The organism is Citrobacter sp. T1.2D-1 (assembly GCF_950098555.1).
Classification (GTDB): domain Bacteria; phylum Pseudomonadota; class Gammaproteobacteria; order Enterobacterales; family Enterobacteriaceae; genus Citrobacter_A; species Citrobacter_A telavivensis.
The window spans coordinates 17,423-31,636 of record NZ_CATNHH010000020.1 but is presented as its reverse complement, the minus strand read 5'-3'; the positions used below and the strand labels follow the sequence as shown (position 1 = coordinate 31,636).

Annotated in this window: 20 protein-coding genes and 1 pseudogene; 4 read left to right on the top strand and 17 right to left on the bottom strand. The window is 55.1% G+C overall.

What is annotated here, in order from left to right; genetic code table 11:
- Window positions 1-97, top strand: a 97-nt coding sequence (locus QQZ17_RS15680; RefSeq protein WP_164881532.1) for a transposase domain-containing protein, incomplete at its 5' end; no start/stop codon positions are given.
- A 242-nt stretch (window positions 98-339) separates the two neighbouring features.
- Here QQZ17_RS15680 and QQZ17_RS15675 read toward each other — a convergent pair.
- The 4 genes from QQZ17_RS15675 to QQZ17_RS15660 form a co-directional block, all read right to left on the bottom strand.
- Window positions 340-903 (bottom strand): methyltransferase, encoded by a 564-nt coding sequence (locus tag QQZ17_RS15675; protein ID WP_048242096.1) that lies wholly within the window; start codon window positions 901-903, stop codon window positions 340-342.
- 46 nt (window positions 904-949) lie between these two features.
- Complete coding sequence (locus QQZ17_RS15670; protein ID WP_187696672.1) at window positions 950-2,296, bottom strand: DUF3560 domain-containing protein; 1,347 nt, start codon at window positions 2,294-2,296, stop codon at window positions 950-952.
- Window positions 2,297-2,383: 87 nt separating this feature from the next.
- Entirely contained in the window at window positions 2,384-2,614 is a 231-nt protein-coding gene (locus tag QQZ17_RS15665; protein ID WP_048242099.1) for a hypothetical protein, read from the bottom strand.
- Window positions 2,615-2,706: 92 nt separating this feature from the next.
- Window positions 2,707-2,934, bottom strand: coding sequence for a hypothetical protein (locus QQZ17_RS15660; RefSeq protein WP_048242101.1), 228 nt, complete (start codon window positions 2,932-2,934; stop codon window positions 2,707-2,709).
- Between the two features lie 493 nt (window positions 2,935-3,427).
- On the opposite strand from QQZ17_RS15660, the gene QQZ17_RS15650 reads away from it, so the two are divergent.
- The gene (locus QQZ17_RS15650; RefSeq protein WP_187696671.1) at window positions 3,428-3,658 is read left to right on the top strand and encodes a hypothetical protein; all 231 of its coding nucleotides are present in this window, start codon (window positions 3,428-3,430) and stop codon (window positions 3,656-3,658) included.
- 39 nt (window positions 3,659-3,697) lie between these two features.
- Here QQZ17_RS15650 and QQZ17_RS15645 read toward each other — a convergent pair whose 3' ends face one another.
- From QQZ17_RS15645 to parM, 13 genes and pseudogenes are all read right to left on the bottom strand, one after another.
- Complete coding sequence (locus QQZ17_RS15645) at window positions 3,698-3,952, bottom strand: DNA polymerase III subunit theta (protein WP_048242105.1); 255 nt, start codon at window positions 3,950-3,952, stop codon at window positions 3,698-3,700.
- A 170-nt stretch (window positions 3,953-4,122) separates the two neighbouring features.
- Complete coding sequence (locus tag QQZ17_RS15640; RefSeq protein ID WP_048242107.1) at window positions 4,123-4,314, bottom strand: hypothetical protein; 192 nt, start codon at window positions 4,312-4,314, stop codon at window positions 4,123-4,125.
- Window positions 4,311-4,748: a DUF1380 family protein gene (locus tag QQZ17_RS15635; RefSeq protein ID WP_082145998.1), complete on the bottom strand. Its 438-nt coding sequence runs from the start codon at window positions 4,746-4,748 to the stop codon at window positions 4,311-4,313. Before QQZ17_RS15635 ends, QQZ17_RS15640 begins: the two co-directional genes overlap by 4 nt.
- Before the next feature lie 61 nt (window positions 4,749-4,809).
- Window positions 4,810-5,238 carry an antirestriction protein gene (locus QQZ17_RS15630; RefSeq protein ID WP_048242109.1) on the bottom strand — a complete coding sequence of 143 codons (429 nt, stop codon included), beginning with the start codon at window positions 5,236-5,238 and terminating at the stop codon, window positions 4,810-4,812.
- A gap of 496 nt (window positions 5,239-5,734) precedes the next feature.
- A complete protein-coding gene (locus tag QQZ17_RS15625; protein ID WP_048242111.1) occupies window positions 5,735-6,517 on the bottom strand; it encodes a hypothetical protein in 783 nt (260 codons plus the stop codon).
- A gap of 54 nt (window positions 6,518-6,571) precedes the next feature.
- Window positions 6,572-6,991 (bottom strand): DUF1380 family protein, encoded by a 420-nt coding sequence (locus QQZ17_RS15620; RefSeq protein ID WP_048242113.1) that lies wholly within the window; start codon window positions 6,989-6,991, stop codon window positions 6,572-6,574.
- A gap of 10 nt (window positions 6,992-7,001) precedes the next feature.
- On the bottom strand, window positions 7,002-7,223 hold the full coding sequence (locus tag QQZ17_RS15615) for a hypothetical protein (protein WP_023972437.1): 222 nt from the start codon (window positions 7,221-7,223) through the stop codon (window positions 7,002-7,004).
- On the bottom strand, window positions 7,223-7,900 hold the full coding sequence (locus QQZ17_RS15610) for a DNA methylase (RefSeq protein ID WP_048242115.1): 678 nt from the start codon (window positions 7,898-7,900) through the stop codon (window positions 7,223-7,225). The genes QQZ17_RS15615 and QQZ17_RS15610 overlap by 1 nt, the downstream gene beginning before the upstream one ends.
- 380 nt (window positions 7,901-8,280) lie before the next feature.
- Window positions 8,281-8,616 carry a hypothetical protein gene (locus tag QQZ17_RS15605; protein WP_048242117.1) on the bottom strand — a complete coding sequence of 112 codons (336 nt, stop codon included), beginning with the start codon at window positions 8,614-8,616 and terminating at the stop codon, window positions 8,281-8,283.
- Window positions 8,613-8,846: pseudogene (locus QQZ17_RS15600) on the bottom strand (hypothetical protein); the annotation flags it as partial. The gene QQZ17_RS15605 and the pseudogene QQZ17_RS15600, both read right to left, overlap by 4 nt.
- A gap of 33 nt (window positions 8,847-8,879) precedes the next feature.
- Window positions 8,880-9,815 carry a DUF1281 domain-containing protein gene (locus tag QQZ17_RS15595; protein ID WP_048242119.1) on the bottom strand — a complete coding sequence of 312 codons (936 nt, stop codon included), beginning with the start codon at window positions 9,813-9,815 and terminating at the stop codon, window positions 8,880-8,882.
- Between the two features lie 652 nt (window positions 9,816-10,467).
- Window positions 10,468-11,136, bottom strand: a complete 669-nt coding sequence (locus QQZ17_RS15590) for a plasmid partitioning/stability family protein (protein ID WP_152400170.1) — start codon at window positions 11,134-11,136, stop codon at window positions 10,468-10,470.
- A gap of 2 nt (window positions 11,137-11,138) precedes the next feature.
- Entirely contained in the window at window positions 11,139-12,107 is a 969-nt protein-coding gene (gene parM, locus QQZ17_RS15585) for a plasmid segregation protein ParM domain-containing protein (protein WP_182115640.1), read from the bottom strand.
- Window positions 12,108-12,459: 352 nt separating this feature from the next.
- Between parM and umuD the strand changes: the two genes are divergently transcribed.
- Window positions 12,460-12,888: a translesion error-prone DNA polymerase V autoproteolytic subunit gene (gene umuD / locus QQZ17_RS15580; protein ID WP_048242131.1), complete on the top strand. Its 429-nt coding sequence runs from the start codon at window positions 12,460-12,462 to the stop codon at window positions 12,886-12,888.
- A complete protein-coding gene (locus QQZ17_RS15575; protein ID WP_048242133.1) occupies window positions 12,888-14,162 on the top strand; it encodes a Y-family DNA polymerase in 1,275 nt (424 codons plus the stop codon). The genes umuD and QQZ17_RS15575 overlap by 1 nt, the downstream gene beginning before the upstream one ends.
- The last annotated feature ends 52 nt before the right edge of the window (window positions 14,163-14,214 follow it).

Here is a 14,214-nt window from a genome sequence, read left to right as displayed (position 1 = left end):
GGGTTACCTTCGCCATATCCTGAGCGTATTGCCGGAGTGGCCCATCAACAAAGTGGCCGAACTGCTGCCATGGAACGTAGATCTCACCAATAAATAGCCGTCAATACGGCGCTCACTTAACGCTTACTCATCAGCATGACATTCCTGTCCATATTCACGGACAGAGAGATATGTCAGGGCAGGAATACACCGGTACGCTGACAAAACACGGCGGATAACATGAACAGACGCGGACAGAGGGCGGCGGCGCGAAGCGCGGCCCCCTTCAGCGCCGCAGGCGCGCGGCCTTTTGTGGTGGTTCAGGACGGGGATCCTCTCCCCGCCTGGGTTACAGCCCCGTCAGTTTTGTATTCTGAGCAGAACGGTTGAAACAGCGGTATACGTGAACGTGCCACGCGGCAGCGGTTCCCAGACATCCGACAGGGGGCGGAGTATCTTCTGCTGGCGTGGCCCGTCGGGGCAAATCGCCGCCAGTGCCCCGCCGGAGTCGAGCAGCGTTAAAGCGTGCTGTATATGCCGGATATCCTGCGCATGGCTGAACGGCGGATTCATCAGAATTTTGCTGTAGCGGGTTTCCGGCTGCCAGTCCAGAAAATCCCGGCACCAGACAGTCACGCCCGGAAATGCCGCCCGCAGATGCCCGGCTAACGCCGCGTTAAGCTCCACGGCGTCACACCGCGCCAGTGGTGCTGCCTCCCGGATGGCCCGTAAAATAGCCCCCGTCCCCGCCTCCGGCTCCAGTATCCGGTCTGAATCCGTAATATCCGCCAGATCGACCAGCTGACGACAGACCGGATCGGGGGTGACGAAAAGCTGTGAGCTGGCCCGGATTTCGGTAACGGGAGTGCGCCCGTCGAGTCTGACCTGCATCGCCTGAATGCGGTCTTTGAGTTCACTATGCATATGAATAGCCCTTATCTCCCCGGCGCAATGCCGGGGAGTCTGACGGTTATTTTTTCGGAATTTCGACGGTTTTCATGTCGGTGATGTACACCGTATCGAGCGTATAACCGCCGGTCATGATGCGGCGGAACCGGTACGCGCCATGCTCATCATTTTCCGCCACACCCCGGACGGCCTTATAATCTGCCGGGGTTTTAGCCCATTCGGCCTTTGTCATCTCCCGGAAACCCTCACCCGGATAGTTGACGATCGGCGGACGTTTTGCGGCCTGTTTCGCAGCGATGGCCTCTTCGGTGGTCGGGGCTTTATAGTCGGTGATACGATCGGGCGTCAGCGTCATTGTCCCTTTGTAGCCCATAAAGCGGTAAGACGGGGTGACAACCGAACTGACCGCGCCGTTGCTTTTATTGATGCGGATGATGGTCAGCCACTCACCCCGGCTCTGAACCTGCCCGCCCAGCTCAAACTCCTGCGTACGGGTGACCACTCCGCCGCTTTCGTCCAGCATGGCCCGCTCATACGCCAGGCGGTTCAGGTAATGATTAGCCCAGCGCTGCTGATGGCGGATCGAACGCTTGTGACAGCGAACCGCAATATCGCGGGCCTGTTCAAAGGTGATAATCCCGTTATCAAGTGCCGAATGCAGGGACATCCGGCCTTCGTACTGGTTTTTTTCCGGCGGACGCGGGTACTTATCGAGCGTGAAACAGGCAGTTATGTGGTCGTAATTACTGATAAGCTGCGCCATTTTCAGATCCAGCGTCTCCGCCTGCCACATCGTCAGATATTTCTGCGACTGTGCAATGGCCTTTTCGGATTTGCGCAGATCCGCCTCAATCTTTTTAATACGGCGATAACGCACATCAGGGCGCTCTTTATACTTCGCATGACGCAGGGATGCCTGTGCCCGTTCCGCCCAGTATTCCGCACGTTCAAACAGCATCACGGCGCGTTTCATACCGTTCTCGATGCGCTGCGCATCCAGGCGTGCGCGTCGCTCGCTGTGATGGCCGACCAGGATCGGTTGACCAGCCGGAATAGCCGACGCCAGCACATCCACATGTACGAGTTCCTGTTCTGACTCTCCGGCGCGTTTGTCGCTGTAGACGCTGAAACGGTCGGCGCGTTGCTCCTGACGCTCAAACAGGGTGTTGTCGTCGTCTTCAATGTCTCCGGCAAGGGACAGAAGCATATCCTCACGGGCTGGCGTCCAGGCGGGCGCGACAAACAACCCCTGTTTTGGTGCCCAGCGAAAACCCACGGCGTGGATCTTCTGATAACTCTCATCATCGAGGCGTAACGCGGCATAAAGGCGTAATTTGTTGTCATCCGGGGAGTACGTCGCCCGGTACGACTGCGCGGGGCTGTCTTCGGACGCTGGCGGCGGGGTCATGTCGGCAGTCAGTGCCAGTGCGGTGGATTGTGTCATGGTTTTTTCTCCTTCCTGTGGTTGCCGCCCCTCGCGGGGCGGCTCACCTCATCAGTTAAATGCGCGTTTCAGTTCAAGGGTGCGGAGCACCTGCCCGATAGCGGCGTTTTTCATCGCGGGAATGTGAACGCCGCGCCCCTTGCGGATACTCCTGGCAATATGCCGCCCGAATGCCTTTAACGCCGGGTCAATCTCTGACACGGAAAGCTCGGCGCGACTGATGCGCTTATGTCGGCGGGGCTTTACAGCCTCTGCGGAAGGTGAAACAATAGAAACGGTCATAATAGTTAACTCCTTCTGGTAGTTAATGGAGCCGTAAGAACCGTTAGAGCGATTTTTACGGCGTGGAGAAAGCAGGGATTACCCTGCTTTTTTCATGTCTGCGGGTTGCTGCCCGCCCCTTCTGCCTCCTTCTGCATTTTGTCGGTAATGTCTTCGGGGTCGCCTAAAAGCCAGCCGCTGACGGGTCTGTAACGTTCAATAAACGCCCTCACTGCGCCTTTTCCGGTCATGGCCTGTACACGGGTAAACATGGGTAAAACGCCTTTCGCATCACGTCCGGTAAACGCAATCTGATACGTCCGCATCGCCTGAGCCTGCATTGTCTTTCCTCCTGATTTTTAAAGAACATCACCCGTTGAGTTTCGGGAGCCGCGGTGTTGATGTTTCGCGGGAACCTGCTGCTGTATTCCCTCTGGTATGACCTTCACCCGTTTGAGAACCTTCGCCGCAAGGGCGTAAACGAGCACGGCCCGGTGCAGATGTCCGGGGTGAGCGGTCAATTTTTTACGGTCTAATGAAGCCTGCGGAATGGCCGGAAAAAATTTATCGCGAAAGGCTGTGCCGCCCCTGGACAGCCAGGCGGGTTGTGCTTGTCTCAGCCCCGGCGACAGGGACTTAAACGGGGGAACGGCACCAGGTACGGCAATGAGCAGGGGCCCGCCGCAACGACGGAGCGCGGCACGCGAAACGGCGTTGCGCCTTACACCCCGGCAGCTTTACCGCCGGGGTGCCGGAAGCGCAGGCCACGGCGCGCCAGGGGCGGCGCGGCCGGAACGGGCGCTGCAAGCCCGGTGTTGACGTTGCGACAGTGGGATGGAAACCCGCTGCCCCGGAGGGGCCGGGCAGAGACAGCGCAGCTGGCTCGGTGCGGAGCATGACAGCCCCGATTCCCGACAGGGAAGTCGCCCGGCGTCAGCGAAACCAGACAGGGAGCATAATCATAAGCAGGAACAGGAACAGGAACAGGAACAGGAAGCGTATTATCACCGACAGGCAGAAAACACCACACACTGGCCAGACAAACCTGTCAACCGGCATGAATAACATCCGGGCGGAGACAGGTAACCCTCATCGGAAACAGCGCTATTTTTTAACCTCATCATCATTTTTTGCATATTCCGGGGAATTTTTATCCGGCAGCCGCTCACTGAGCAGACGGTAATGGTGCAGCCGCGCCCAAAAATACTCTCTCAGATGTTCAGGCTGTTCCCTGACCACCAGTTCAGCGACAACCGGCATAGCCATACGTTCTTTATACGCCACACCTGACGCCACCAGGTCCACTGCGACCTTATCCTGTTCTTCTCTGGATTTTGCGGCGAGATTAAATCCGGACATCACATCCTCAGACAGAAATGGAAACCTGCTGTAAGTGTACGCCATATGAATCAGAGGGGGAAAGGACACAGAGCGGCGCGAAGCGCTGCTCTGGTCCTTCCCCGCAGGCGTAAGCCTGCACGGGTTTTACGCGCGGGCTGACAGGCGGCCTCCCCCGCCTGCCCTCATATTTACTGCCCTTTCCCGCCCTGCAAGATGAAATGACCGCCAATGTACACGGCACACTGACAGGTCATATATTCGCAGATTTCATCCACCACCTGCGCGGTCGTCAGTTCCCGCTGGCCTGCATCACGACGGCGGGCATTAATCAGCGCCTGGTACTGGCGAAGAATTTCGCGTGTTTCGGGTCTGATCTTCATGGCTGGTTTCCTCCGGTCAGGTTATGCGCCGAGGTATCAGTGGAGAGCAGGTATCGCAGCGTATCCAGCGCGGCCTCTTCTTCGGCGATCCTGTCCTGCGTCTGATAACGCGGGATATTCATTCCGGCTTCCATCAGGGGAAGAAGTGTGCGCAGCGCATCTTCAGGAATGGCAATCTGACGGGGTGGCCGCAGCGCGGCCAGCCATCGCAGTTCTCCTTCAACAAAGTTCCGGCCAATACCGTCACGCCAGAGTGCATCGCTGTCCGCGTCCCCGATGGCGCGCAGAACCGCCTGCGTGTCGGGAACAGTCGGATTAAAAGCCGCACCCACTTCCCGCACATCTTCTTCATTCCAGATAATCACGGCAATTTTTTCTTTATTCTCAAAGACTTTCAGTAAATTACAGCAGATATCGCTGACAGTTCCGTACATTGCGGGTTCCTCTAAATGAATGACAGTTACAGCGGGGCGGCATCGCCACCCCGTCGGTTAATCAGTCGAGCGCGGCATAAATGGCGTTGCATTCAGGGTGAAAGGTAATGTGATTCCAGAGCTGGGTATCACGCAGCATGTACAGGCGGGTCAGCGCGGCATGGCCGCAGTCGTGATGCGTCCAGCAACGGCGGTTAATCGCGAGCGAGGTCAGAATGATCCCTGCCGCGTCAGCGCTGACGGTGCGATCAAACCAGTTTTCACTGTTGATCATATGTACCCGACCACAATCGGGCATCATGTAACCGCCGCCTTCCGGCAGACGGATAAAATGCCAGAAACCGCCGCTGTATTCAGGCATCCACTGTTTCGCCAGCGCGTACACCTGTAATTCAGCCAGCATAAAATCATTGCCAAACATATACGGCAGGAAGGAAAGACGATCGGATTCTTCGACGTTCAGGGTGTGCTGATGGGCTGCATGCTGCATGGTAAACCTCCGTAATCACATGGTCTGCGACACCGGGCGGTGCCGTGCATCCATAACAGACGGGCGATCGGTCGGAGATACCAGGGCGACAGGGAAGCCGCAGCCTGACGCGCACGGCAGACGGGAGCTGGAGGGTGAGACCGTGAAATCTGAGCGGGCGAACAACCGGAAGATCGCGGCTGCCGTGAAGGAAGGACCGGGTGACCGCAGCGGCGCCAGCGAACCCTTGTATCGACGACAGCCCGGCTACGATGGATGCACGGCACAGCCCGCACACGGCACCGGACTGACAGAGTGGAAAACCACAAGGCAACGTCACGCAGGGACGATGCCGCCATAAAAGCGGAGCCGGCGACATCCTTGTATTATCGGCTATACAGAATGAGTTGATTCTGTAGGTTAACGACCATGTTTAGACCTAAATAGAAGGTTGCAAATTAAGAGGGTATCTTATCCTTCAATGTTGATTCAGGGGGCTGCCGCCCCCTGCTGTTCGCTACACTGGCCGGATTGCTGACAGGGCATTGCGGACAAGACTGATTTCTGCACGCGCTTCTGCCATGACCTCATGTAACAGGGTTAAATCCATCCACCGGCGCGGAGGCTCGCCCGGAATACGCAGCACATCGCACATCTGGCCACATGCCAGGATTTGATCCACTTTGTCACTGATAACAAAGAACTCAACGCTGCTGTAGTGCGCCCCTTTGTTCAGAATGGCATCGAGCACCACTGGCAGATTATCATCATCGTCGTCCAGCCAGCAGGGCATATCATTTTCCTTCACAACCAGACGGAAATTTCGGGTCTGACGGTAAAACAGCGTTTCCCCGCGCGTGGTCAGCGCCGCCTGAATCCGGCGCGCATCCTCCCATACCTGCCGGGAGACATCCCGCACGGCGCGGGACAGGCAATCCGTTACAGCCTGAATCTCCGGCTCCGTCAGCCATTCCCCGGCCCAGGGGAAAGCTACCTGTGTTCCGTCCTCCGGAAGCTGCGGCGTGTCGGCATAGCGGCTGCCGGATAAAATAATCTGCGCTGGCGTCCCGGCTATCTTTGTCATGGCACTTTGCAGCTCTGCGGGTACTTCACCGGAACAAAACAAAGGAAGCAGATGAACAATATTTGCCGCATCCAGACGGACATAAATGCTTATCCATCCCGGTTTATTTACCGGATCACGCTGATCAACATCGGTATGGTCAGGCCATCCATAATCAGCAATCAAATCGCGCGCACGGCGCATCACAAGGGCGTTTAACGTGGTGGTTTCCTGCATAATGGGTTCCTTCTGAACGGATTCAGTACACGCCGCCCGGGCGGCGTGTTGATTTCATTTTTTCAGTAACGCGCGAACTTTCGCCGCATCAGCCAGCCGACGGGTAACACTTTCCGGCACCGGATGGTTCTCATCCCGGGCGGACCATTCCCTGTGCCACAACGCCTGTTCAGCGGTTATCAGCAGGGTTTCAAGCAGGTCAGCCGGCACCATTACCGCCGGAACGGCCTGTTTCACCTGTTCAATCAGATCCATCACCGCACTGGCAGACACGCCCGACTCAAGCTGTTGTTCTTCCGGTATGGCGTCCATACGCACCAGTACCGCCCTTGTGTCCTGTTCCGAAACGGCATATTCCATTCCGTCGGCCAGCGCTTCGATATCCGCCGGGGACCAGACAATGAGGTTCAGCGGGGTTTCTGCGGGATACTGTTCACGCAACAACCGGCAGAGGGTTTCACAGGTTCCGTACATGTTTTTCTCCTTAGTCCTTAAAGCAGGCATCCAGCTCAAGAATTTCGTTGTATGCCGCCATAAACAGGGCATTGATGCGAAAAAGGGTCTGACGGGTCAGGCGTTCGGCCAGCACATCAGAATCAAAGCGATAGCGGTGCTCCATCCCGTTCAGCGTCGCCCGCAGGTCACACATGCTGTTGGCGACTTCCGCCACTTCTGCGCGGAGTTTTTCGTGTCCTGCATAGTTCATTACGCGGCCTCCGGGAACTCGTCGTTAGCGGCCGGGTACTGCATGGCGCGCCGGACGGCGGCCAGACGTTGCTGTCCGGTTCGGTGGTACTGCTCCAGCAGTTCGATACCGATGTAGCGGCGGCCAGCCTGGAGCGCGGCCACGCAGGTGGTGCCGGAACCGGCAAACGGATCGAGAACGATGGCGTTCGGATGTGTGAAGCTCTCGATCAGCGGCTGGAGGCTGGTTACGGGTTTTTCAGTCGGGTGATGCCGGTTACCTGAATATTTCCACGCAATCACGTCATTCAGCGGGTTTTGCGGCAGGGGCGGACGGCCTTTTGCCAGGATGTAAGCACATTCGTGGCGGTAGCCCACATAGGCGGCCTTCGATGTGTAGGTTTTCGGGAAAACCAGATGACCAACAACACTGAACCCGGCATTTTTCCACGCCGCCATAAAACGATCGACGCGGTTCCAGCCGTAGAAACTGACCATCAGCGCGTCTTTTTTGAGTACGCGGTACATCTCATTGCAGGCAGGTTGCAGCCATTCGTCGGTTTTGTCGCCGGCAATGCTGCGGCCGGAACGGTCACGGAAACCGACCAGGTACGGGGGATCGGTGAGGATGAAATCAACGGCACGGTCAGGAAAGCCAGCCATAATATCGACGCAGTTACCCAGGATAAAACGGGACATAGGGATACCTCATGGTTACAGGGGGCACCCAGGAGGACGTCGCCACGACGTCCGTTCCCTGCTGCCCGGAGCCTGTACGCCGCGACCGGTAACGGGTCAACGCCGACCGTGGAATACCGCAACCGTCAGTCTTTTTGACGGTGAGGATATGCCGCGAAAGCGGCTTGAAGGGCGTTCCTAAAACCTGCGAGTGGATGGCGTAAAATAATAACGACGCCGGACAGGAGCGGAAAAACCGCCCGTCCCGTGTCCGTCCGGTCGCGGCACACTGGCTCCGGGCAGTGGATATCCCCGCGCGAAGCGCGGCATGAATGCGGAGCAGCGCGACATCATTATTATTGTTTACTGAAGCACCGGGCAGCCGCTCTGCCCGGTCGCTGTCAGCGGGTGATATCCCGCCAGTCACTCCCCCACTCGTCGCGGAGTACAGGGGTATCAGGTGTGCCGGTCACAGTCCACGCATCAAGAAATTTCAGACCGCGCAGGATACTGTTTTCCACGTCATCGAGGAGAGTGATGCTGTTGAACCAGACCACGCCACCGGGATACTCCCAGCGATGCCGGTCATCCTCCCGTTTCAGCTCTGGCCACCAGGTTCGTCCCATTTCCATGATGCCGGATTCCGCATGTTCCAGATCTGTGGCTGTAATCAGGTGGTGCACCATCATTTCAGTGCCATCGACCTCGACACTTAACCCTGCAAGCCATGTGTTCATACGCGTTTCACCTCATTGATTGCCCATTGCAGGTGGCTCCAGTTAAATCCGTCATTCGCATCATGACAGTCCTGCGCCAGCTCCATTGCGACGTCGATATCGTCTTCAGTGAGAGTGCTGTCCAGCGCCAGGAAGTCATCAGCCAGCCAGAATGTCCCGCAGCAGAGTGCATCATCAGGGAAACGTGACAGACGAGTGATAAAGGCTTTTACGGTCATACGTTTTTTCATTCCCTTTTCGGGCGGTATCCCGCCCGCCTCCTGTCATCCGCCGAAGTGTGCCACGTTGTTGATAATCCAGTCCGGGCCGGTTACACAGAGGAAACTGTCTTCATCGTCAGGATCTGTCTCGTCCCATTCCAGCTCGTCAGTGATATACACCTCCGTTTCGCCGTTGATGTACCGCGCGTAGCCGCAGTAGTCGCACCCCTGCTCTGCGAACCAGTGCTCAACTTCACCGTCACAGAGCTGACTGAGTGTTGCAACAACCACTTCACTGACCGGACTCCAGGGTGTGTCGAAATCCACCGTCAGGGTATTTTCCCCTTCGAAGCAGATATTAGCGTCATAGCCTACAGGCCACTTACAGCCGTACAGATTCACATAATGGCCATATGAAGACGGAATATCTGTCAGCAGGCCACCGTTAAAACCGTTCACTTCAATATCCAGACGTCCCGGCAGCACTTCACGGAAATCCATCGGTTCAGCGGCAGGCGCAGCATCATCCCCGTTGCACAGACTGTCCCACCATGCGTTCACCGGCGAGGGCTGGAAACTGTCTCCCCAGTCAAAGGATTTCTGCTGATAAAGTCGACTGATAACCGCCTGTTCCGGGTCACTGAGGGTCGACCAGCGGTAATGACGGATATCACTGTCCAGCCAGTGCTGATGCAGTTTTTTGCAGGTTTCCGCATCCAGTTCAGCTCCGGCCATAAACGCTGTCAGCCAGTCGCTGTATGCCTTCGTCGAAAGCCTGTTATCTGCCGCCGTCCCGCTGGAAACCAGTAGCGGGTATGGCGGATATACCTGCTCTGTCAGGGGACGCAGTATCCCTGCGCAGCCCGCGAGGAAAAGCTGAATCCCCTCTTTTCTCGCACGGCGGTTCAAAGACAGCTCACCTCCGGTAATCCACGTTTTGAGGGCATAACGGTCTTTAATACCACTGAACATCAGGCGGTTGGCACACCAGTTCGGCATGGGAAGCTCCTTATACAGTCAGCGTGGGCAGGAGGCATCACCGCGATACCGTTCCCTGCCGCACGCTGCCTGTTCGCCGTGACCGGTAACGGGTCAACGCCGACCGTGGAATACCGCAGCCGCCGGGCTTTTCCGGCGGCAAGGCTATGCCGCGAAAGCGGCTTGAAGGGCGTTCCTTAAACTTGCGAGGGGATGGCGTAAAATAACAACGACGCCAGGTCTGAGCGGTAAAGACGCCCGTCCCGTGATCAACCGGACGCGGCACACTGGCAGCGGGTGGCAGACAGATACCTGCTAATCTGGCGCAGGAAATGGAAACTCATATGCAGAAAGGCGCATGGCACAGGGGAGCGCTTTTTTTAAGGTGTCCGGTCCACAATTTGCAGACATCCGGAGAATGGAGATATCGGGCAGGTTAAGACAGGAAGAATACATCTCAGCCAGAACTGGATTTGCAGACCTGGCTGGGGCAACTCATTCAGTTAAATATAATCCAGACGGCAGTGTAGAGATTAAAAGAGCCAGGACTGACAGAGATATGAGCTCAAGGAAAGGTCCGAAATATTCTCCTCATACAGACAACGGGGAAATGATACTGACCATATGTCCTGTTCAATTACGCCACTGAATGCAACTTCAGTGGCGGGCATAATCAGAAGAATTTTTTCATATTCTTACGTGCAACACTGGTATCTGATCCGGGGTGAGACTCTGTTCCTCTCCCCTCCTCTTGCTGAGATGCTTCCCTCTGCCCGGAGTCAGGAATATTAATCAGGCTCTCCTTCAGTAACCCTGTAGCCAGCTGCTGCAGTGCATCCAGCGTGACCGGTGGTTCCGGCATGCTTGAAAGCAGTCGCGGAAAACGTGGTTCCAGTTCGTGAAGTACACAGCCTGCAATCATCAGGCTGCGCAGAAGCGTTATACGTTGCCGATCTGAAGCATCATCCAGCAAGGGGATCACCAGGCTGGCGCTTGCATCGTCATCCAGTTGCAGGGTCAACCGGCGGCGCTGAGACGGGCCAGTGTATCGGCCCGGAGTCCAGGGGTATGCTTCTCCCTCGCCTGAAGTATTAGCCCCTCCGGTCCCCCGCAGTAATGCAAGGATACCGGAAAACTGGGACACCTTAATCGTGCCGACAAACATGGCTACCAGCATCGCCGGCAGACGGATATCAATTCGGTAAAGAACAGCGCCGGCCACGGATGCGGTGCGAATAAACTCACCGCGTAGCGGACGGGATACCGACTCAATAGTAGCCAGCGCACGCATGTCCGTATGGTCATCATGATTCAGATAGAGAAAGAAATTTCCTGCAGACACGATCAGCCCTCATTTTTGAAGAGCGCTATCTCCCGGGCCAGCGCCAGCTGAGGCTCTTTAATAACCTCGATACGGTCTGCTGCCAGCGGCCAGGCACGGCGAATCGACTCCTCGATGAGTGGCGCGCCGCCGCCGGTAAGCAGGACACGGTTCACGTTACGGAAGCGGGTAAGTTCGCTCACCACTCTGGCGCCCAGTGCCCCGATAGCCTCTTCTATTTTGTCAGTGACATATCCAATTCTGTCCGAATCATTAATGATGCTGTGAAGAAATGCACGATCTTTTCGTTCACGGATGACCCTGTCGGCAATCAGTGGGCTGGTTTCACTTTCTGCTGCACGAAGGGCCCCCTGCGCGGCCTGAGTGACAAGAGATACGCCAACGGACGGGTTACCATGGATCGCGCTGATATCTTCAAACTCCCCCACGATCACACCGGCATCGAGTGTAGTTCCTCCGAGATCGATAATAAGTGTCGTTTCACCGGCACCCGGCTTAATTTCGGCAAGACGAGAGAACGCAGCAGGAAGTGACTCAGGCATAACGTAGACGTCTTTAACCGTAAACGTTTCACCTTTGTTAAGGGTGATATCGCGCATCAGGTTAGCCTTTTTGCGACTGATATTTTCATCGTTTTTCTGGCAGTCCTGATCGTAATACTCACTGAGCGGGAGCGTGACAGTCAGTGAGACGTCCTGTGGTTCCAGGCCACTGTTCAGCAATGCATGGTGAACGCCCAGCAGGTTAAGATCACCATACTGGTATTCGACGTTTGTGGTTGAGACCGCGTCCCGGCTGACAGCATCCCAGGTATATTTCATACCAGCCACCATATAGTTAAATACCTGCCCCCCAAAATCCACTTTCCAGCCGTGACGGAATGAGTTGGCAGAGACAAATGTCTTCAGAACATCGTTTTCAAACCACGCAAGTTTTACGTTCGTAGAACCATCATCACAAAAAATATGAATCATTTTGATTTCCTTGTTATCACCATAATGGTCATATTATACAGCGAAAAAGCATACTATGGAAACATAAAAGCATCAAAATGAACATTTAAAACATTCAAAGAATACAAAAACCTATAAAGAACGCTTTAAATCACCAGAATGATGCAATAAAAAAACCTTAGATATTAATGATCGGTCAGTCGATTTGATACTTCTGGGAGCGTAGCTTACGACGTGTTGTTACCTGTAGCGGGAGTATTTTTTCTTAGCCTGTACAGGGACTTGTCCGCGGACAGAAATATTGGTGTTGAAACCCCGGGAAAATACCTAATAATACTGTATATAAACACAGTTAAGATGTAGAGGTCCTATGTTTCGCGTTTATCCTGCAGCATCAATGCCTGAGCCGTTTTCTGCCCCGCTTTTTCTGGAACGTTGTCAGGCAGGTTTCCCGTCGCCAGCTGCTGATTACACTGAGTCTGAGCTGGACCTGAACGAGTATTGCATTCAGCGTCGTAGCTCAACCTACTTTGTCAGGGCCATTGGCAACTCAATGCGTGACATTGGCCTCTACAGCGGCGACTTGCTCATAGTTGACAAAGCGGAACGCCCCCGGCACGGAGATATCGTGATTGCAGAGATAGACGGTGAGTTTACAGTTAAAAAGCTACTGTTGATGCCACGTCCAGGGCTCCAGGCGATGAATCCTGCATACCCTACTCTCTGGCCAGATCCGGATCATCTGCAGATATTTGGTGTCGTCACTGCGTTCGTGCACAAAACACGAGGACAAGACTGATGTTCGCCCTGGCAGACGTAAACAGCTTCTACGCGAGCTGTGAGAAAATCTTCCGCCCTGATATACGGGATAAACCAGTCGTGGTTCTGAGCAATAATGACGGTTGTGTAATTGCAAGATCGAAGGAAGCGAAGCGGCTGGGAATCAAGATGGGTGTACCGTGGTTCCAGCTAAAAGCGATGGAGTTTCCTGAGCCCGTCGTTACGTTCTCCAGCAATTACGAACTCTACTCTAGCATGAACAACAGAGTCTTTTCTCATATTGAGGAGCTGGCGCCGCGGGTGGAAGCATATTCAATTGACGAGATGTTCGCAGACATCAGCGGAATTGAAGGTTGCATAGATTTTGAGGACTTCGGCAGGCAGCTGCGTGAACACGTCCGGAACGGAACCGGACTTACGATCGGCGTCGGAATGGGGCCAACAAAGACCCTGGCGAAATCAGCACAATGGGCATCAAAAGAGTGGCCCCAGTTTGGCGGTGTGCTTGCACTGACAACAGGTAATCCGAAACGAACGGAAAAACTGCTTTCGCTGCAGCCTGTTGATGAGATTTGGGGCGTTGGTCGACGAACTGGTAAAAAGCTGAATACGTACGGGATCACCACCGCCCTGCAACTGGCCCGTATGAATATAACCTTTGTGCGCAAGAACTTCTCGGTCGTTCTGGAACGGACGGTTCGTGAGCTGAACGGCGAGGCGTGTATATCTCTTGATGATGCTCCACCGGCTAAACAGCAGATCGTCTGCAGCCGCTCATTCGGGGAACGAATCACAACATACGAAGCAATGCGACAGGCCGTTTGTCAGTATGCAGAGCGCTCGGCCGAGAAACTTAGAGGCGAACATCAGTTCTGCCGGCACATCGCCGTTTTCATCAAAACCTCACCTTTTGCCGTCAATGAGGTGTATTACGGCAACATAGCCAGTGAAAAACTCCTCATGCCAACCCGTGATACCCGGGACATTATTAAAGCGGCAGTGAAGTCTCTGGATCGGATCTGGCTTGATGGCCATCGCTATGCAAAAGCCGGCGTGATGCTGAATGACTTCACGCCTTTCGGCGTTTCCCAGTTGAATTTATTTGATGAAATACAGCCGCGTGCTAACAGCGATGAGTTGATGAAAGCTCTGGATGGGATTAACAACTCAGGACTTGGAAAGGTATGGTTTGCAGGAAGAGGTATAGCGCCTGAATGGCAGATGAAACGAGATATGCTGTCTCCTGCGTATACCACCCGCTGGAAAGATATTCCTATCGCGAGAATCAGTTAAATTTTACATCGAAGGGAGAGTAAGGAATGCTCGCTGCAACCGAGGAGGGGGT